At 45.0% G+C, this 4314-nt stretch carries 5 protein-coding genes and 1 pseudogene; 4 read left to right on the plus strand and 2 right to left on the minus strand.

Annotation, left to right across the window (positions count from 1 at the left end):
* Positions 1-311, minus strand: a 311-nt coding sequence (locus tag AABK37_RS40625) for a hypothetical protein (protein ID WP_432557051.1), incomplete at its 3' end; no start/stop codon positions are given.
* 192 nt (positions 312-503) lie between these two features.
* Between AABK37_RS40625 and AABK37_RS40630 the strand changes: the two genes are divergently transcribed.
* From AABK37_RS40630 to AABK37_RS40640, 3 genes are all read left to right on the plus strand, one after another.
* Positions 504-1223: a hypothetical protein gene (locus AABK37_RS40630; RefSeq protein ID WP_432557055.1), complete on the plus strand. Its 720-nt coding sequence runs from the start codon at positions 504-506 to the stop codon at positions 1221-1223.
* A 323-nt stretch (positions 1224-1546) separates the two neighbouring features.
* Positions 1547-1912 (plus strand): hypothetical protein, encoded by a 366-nt coding sequence (locus AABK37_RS40635; protein ID WP_432557052.1) that lies wholly within the window; start codon positions 1547-1549, stop codon positions 1910-1912.
* Between the two features lie 8 nt (positions 1913-1920).
* A complete protein-coding gene (locus tag AABK37_RS40640; RefSeq protein WP_432557053.1) occupies positions 1921-2145 on the plus strand; it encodes a reverse transcriptase domain-containing protein in 225 nt (74 codons plus the stop codon).
* Between the two features lie 381 nt (positions 2146-2526).
* Here AABK37_RS40640 and AABK37_RS40645 read toward each other — a convergent pair.
* Positions 2527-3686: pseudogene (locus AABK37_RS40645) on the minus strand (IS4 family transposase).
* On the opposite strand from AABK37_RS40645, the gene AABK37_RS40650 reads away from it, so the two are divergent.
* On the plus strand, positions 3620-3802 hold the full coding sequence (locus tag AABK37_RS40650) for a hypothetical protein (protein ID WP_432557054.1): 183 nt from the start codon (positions 3620-3622) through the stop codon (positions 3800-3802). The pseudogene AABK37_RS40645 and the gene AABK37_RS40650 overlap by 67 nt on opposite strands.
* Positions 3803-4314: the final 512 nt, after the last annotated feature.

Here is a 4314-nt window from a genome sequence, read left to right on the forward strand (position 1 = left end):
GGCAGCCCCCGACGGGCGCGGTTCCCGTCGATGGGGGACTGCCGAACCCGAAGGGTCTTGGTGTCGGACCAAGTGGAGCACCTGCCGTCCGAAGGGCATTGGGGAGGCAGTGCGGTGAGGCAGCCCCCGACGGGCGCGGTTCCCGTCGATGGGGGACTGCCGAACCCGAAGGGTCTTGGTGTCGGACCAAGTGGAGCACCTGCCGTCCGAAGGGCATTGGGCATTGGGAAAAAAGAATTATTTGCCTTGTCCCCTTGTTTCACTTGTCCCCCAAGTCCAGTGGACACGTTCCACGGGCGGGGACGCCACATGCTTCAACGTTCGTGACCTCCTTTGGGCGCTTGGGCGAAGTGGAAAATACGCACTCGCGCTCGTCCTCCCCTTGTCCCCCTGCCTTTGAAAGTCCCCCTGCCTTTGAAAGTCCCCCTGCCCCCTGCTCCCCCTCCCCCTATCCCCCAGTCCCAGTCCCTTGGCGACGAATAAGAGCGAGTCTTAACCCAAAAATGGCTTCTGGTTTAAAATCTTCGACCCTGGAACTCCTAAAACGCTTTAACCGAGCGTTTCCCCAGTTTTATGAGCAATTTGTTAGCAGTGAGATTCAACTGCAAAATTTGCGGCTAGCCTACCGTCTTTATAAAACCAGACGCGCCGTTATTGAGTTGAAACCGGAAGGTAGCAAAAGTGCCCTGCATTTTGCCTACCGCAACCAATCTTTTCTCCTCAGTGATATTTTTGGTGTGCTGGCAGCTTATGGGCTGACTATCCACGGTTTAAGTCTATACGGTCAGATCCGACCGCCGATGTTGGTTTTTATGAAACTGTTGGTGTCTCGTGGCAGTAGAGCTTTGACCGAGAAAACCGCCGAAAACGTCTGCCGTGCTGTTCGCGAGGCTTTAGGAGGGCGGTTTGAGGTAGAAGAAATGCTAGCAGTAGAATTCAACCTTGATACTGGCTTAGAACAAGTACAAACCGAATTCTATGTCGATCCGGTCTTTCATCTGCCTGCCTTAGTTATTGAAGCTGATAACCAACCGGGATTATTCTACAAAGTGATGTACGCCATTTGGCAGGAAGATTTGCTGGTGGTAAATGCGAATTTACTAGTTTGGCGCGGACGTACACGCCTTATTCTTTACTTGTTGGGACCAAATGAAAGCCTGATTCCTGAATATCTAGGTAACAAAATTGCCGAAGGGGTGCGACAGAGGTTAATGGGAAAATGAAAAAAGTTAGGTTGGAGCGTTGTTGGTGGATAGTTGTTGGTTGTTTTAGTCACCACTACTTACTATCCACCAACCACTATCCACCAACCACTATCTACCAACCACTATCTACCAATAGGACTTACGCAAGCGTCACAATATAAGGTCAACTGGCACATATATTTAAATTTGAGATTAATGCTTGTAAGCATTGATTTCTAAGCGTTAGAGCAAAAGTAAGTCAATGTGACAGTTTTTAGATAAATGTGCCAGTTGCGTAAGTCCTGAAATAGTCAGAGAATACAACAGATGCGTATGTTGCGGTCGCGCCATTATTGGGAGAGATGGCAGCATTAGTATTGTATGAGTGTGAATACGGATATGATGAGTTTATTTCTGGAGCATGTTGCACAAGTTTTTGCAGCTTACTTTGTCATCATACAGGTAGACCAAGCTTCATATCACACATCACAAGATTTGATTATCCCCGAAAATATTCGATTAATTCCCCAATCACCAAAGTAGCGCTTTCTTTAAATCCAGTTGAGCATATCTGGGAAGAAGTACGCGAAAAGCATTTTTACAACCAAGTGTTTGATTCGATGCACTCGGTCATCGATACTCTTTGCCAAGAACTGAAAGAATTAATGGATATGCCAGAAAGGTTACGTTCACTTACGAATTTTCCACATTTGAGAATTACGTTTTAGAACGCGGATTGGTATCATTAAGCTTTGAAAGTAAGCGTCAAACCTTATCCTTAATTAGATATGCCGATGACTTCGTAATTATTCACGAAGATTTACTCGCCCTAAAAAAATGTAAAGACCTAATCTCAGAATGGTTAAAAGGCATAGGGCTAGAATTAAAACCTAGTAAAACAAAACTTGTACATACTCGAAAACAGCATGAACAAGAAAAGCCTTTCTTTCAATTTCCTTGAGTTTAATATCAAACAATTTCCAGTGGGTAAATACCAATCCGGTAAAAACCCAAAGGGAAAAACTCTAGGTTTTAAAACTATCATCACCCCAAGTAAAGAAAAACATTCATATACATGACGACCACATCTGCCGAATAATAGATGCCCACAAATCAGCACCTCAAGCTGCACTAATAAACAACCATTACCCTATTATAAGGCAATACGGTTCAGTTAAGGCTAGGCTGTACTGAGGATGCGGAAAACAGGAGCATCAATTCGTTGTCCAGTACCTCTGTGTTTTGGTTTTTTCGAGCGAAATTTTGATACAGGTTTTTTTACAACTCTGGGATTACATCGATGAACTCGTTCAGGTAAAAGAAGATCCAAGAATTTCTACAGTCAACCAATCGAAAAAAGGGGTAGTTCAACTGGAAAGCAAGCGTTGAAATAGGGCAACGCGCACGACGAATAACCCGTAATGTTCCTGTAAAACTTAGACGCAATGGTGGAATTCCAGCACTGGTTGCAACTTGAAACATTAACAGCCTTACCGACCAATGTCCTAATAACCAGCCATAGACTTATTGTACTACTTCGTGCGCTTTTTGGGAACGAACGTGAGTTTTTCGCGCCTTATGGTGTATTTTAAATTCATCAATCGTGTTTTCTACTTTCCAACGCAGATGGTATTCTCTTGCTAACAACTCCGCAGGAAACTTCTCGATATCTAATAAACTCGTAATCAAACGGTACGTGATTTGTTCAGTAGGGTTTTCTAGATGCTCAATGCTATATTCAATTACTCGTACCATGAGCGGCTGACAACCTTTTTTTCGTAGCTTTCCAGATGGATAAATCCACGACAGATAGGAGCCATCTTCGGTGAGGTTTTTCTGCCAGAAATTTAACATTGGCGGGAATTCTGCCTAAATAGTTACACCCCTTAGACACTGTTGCTTGTACCATTGCATATGAGTGTAAACCCCTGTCCCACATCAACAACATTCAGCAAGGTTACCGAACGCAATAATTTTAATGCCCGTACTCGCTCTCCCATGCGATATAAACCGGAGGCGGAGCTTTCCTTGCTCCGCACATTAAGGTGTCAAAGATTAAATGTGTTCTGTGCTTCAACAAGGATGACTAATCTAACGAGCGGGAAATGCAGCTTGTGTACTAGGACGACTACTGGGACGCTCCATATCTCTCGCATTCTCATCACTGTCTGGGACATCGAAACAAGTACCATCGTTTCCCCACGACTCGCAGCCCATTGACAAAGGCTCCCAATGTGTCTGTTGTCGCCATTGGTCGCACCAAGCGATGAAACAACTGACTCATTACCCTTGCTCCCAATCGCGCTCCGGGCTTGGGTAATAGCCGATTTACAAGGAACCCGCCAATATTTACCTACTTTCACCCATGCCTGGTGAAAGACCGTCAATCAGATTCTTCAGTACATCCCGCATTGAATCTTTTGACCAGAAGCTCATTGCAATTACAAGATTTACCACCAATTGGGCTGGTGAGTCCAGTCGGCGGTGTCGGTTTCCGTCTATTCGTACTGGCTCTCCCGTTGAGTAACGAGCGATTGCGTTCCTCTTCGACTTTGGTTTTGGCGATCGCCTCTTCGATTGCTATTGCACCGAATCGCCGTCTTGATCGCTTTGAGTAGGTCTCCACTTTGTATATCAGGAGACACCAACCAGAAATCCTTGAGATGCATCACACTTAATTTCTCTGTTGAGTAACAATGTCTATTTTACCTGATTTTGAGGCTTAACTGAACCGTATTAGGTTTAGACGTTGGATTGTCAGTGCGAATCGTTGGCTAGAAACTAAAGCTCGTAAGGGCTTAGAGGATTAGCCGCAAGGTATAGAACCTTCTCCCAAAGGGAGAGGCTTCGCCAAGACAACTGAATGACCATGTAGGTGAGAGATAGTATCCTAGAAACCTCAAACCCTACCCCGCAGGTGCAGCGCGTACTGCTCGACCCCCAGGTTCTAGACTAGCCATCAACGCAGTAGAGCGGGGTGAAAAGGTGTTACTACTGATAGCCTAAATCGGTAAGCATCAAGCAAAGTAAGCTAATCAGCATTTAAGCTGCAACATAGCCGAAATTACCTTTGTTTTTGATTTTCCGATACCACTTAATCACTAACTCGCCCTGATTTAACAACCTATCT

Source organism: Tolypothrix sp. VBCCA 56010 (genome assembly GCF_050875635.1).
Lineage (GTDB): Bacteria > Cyanobacteriota > Cyanobacteriia > Cyanobacteriales > Nostocaceae > Hassallia.

What these genes read in the sequence shown, in the direction of transcription:
- AABK37_RS40635 (WP_432557052.1), top strand. Translation starts at nt 1,547, where the DNA reads ATGGCAGCATTAGTATTGTATGAGTGTGAATACGGATATGATGAGTTT.
- AABK37_RS40630 (WP_432557055.1), top strand. Translation starts at nt 504, where the DNA reads ATGGCTTCTGGTTTAAAATCTTCGACCCTGGAACTCCTAAAACGCTTT.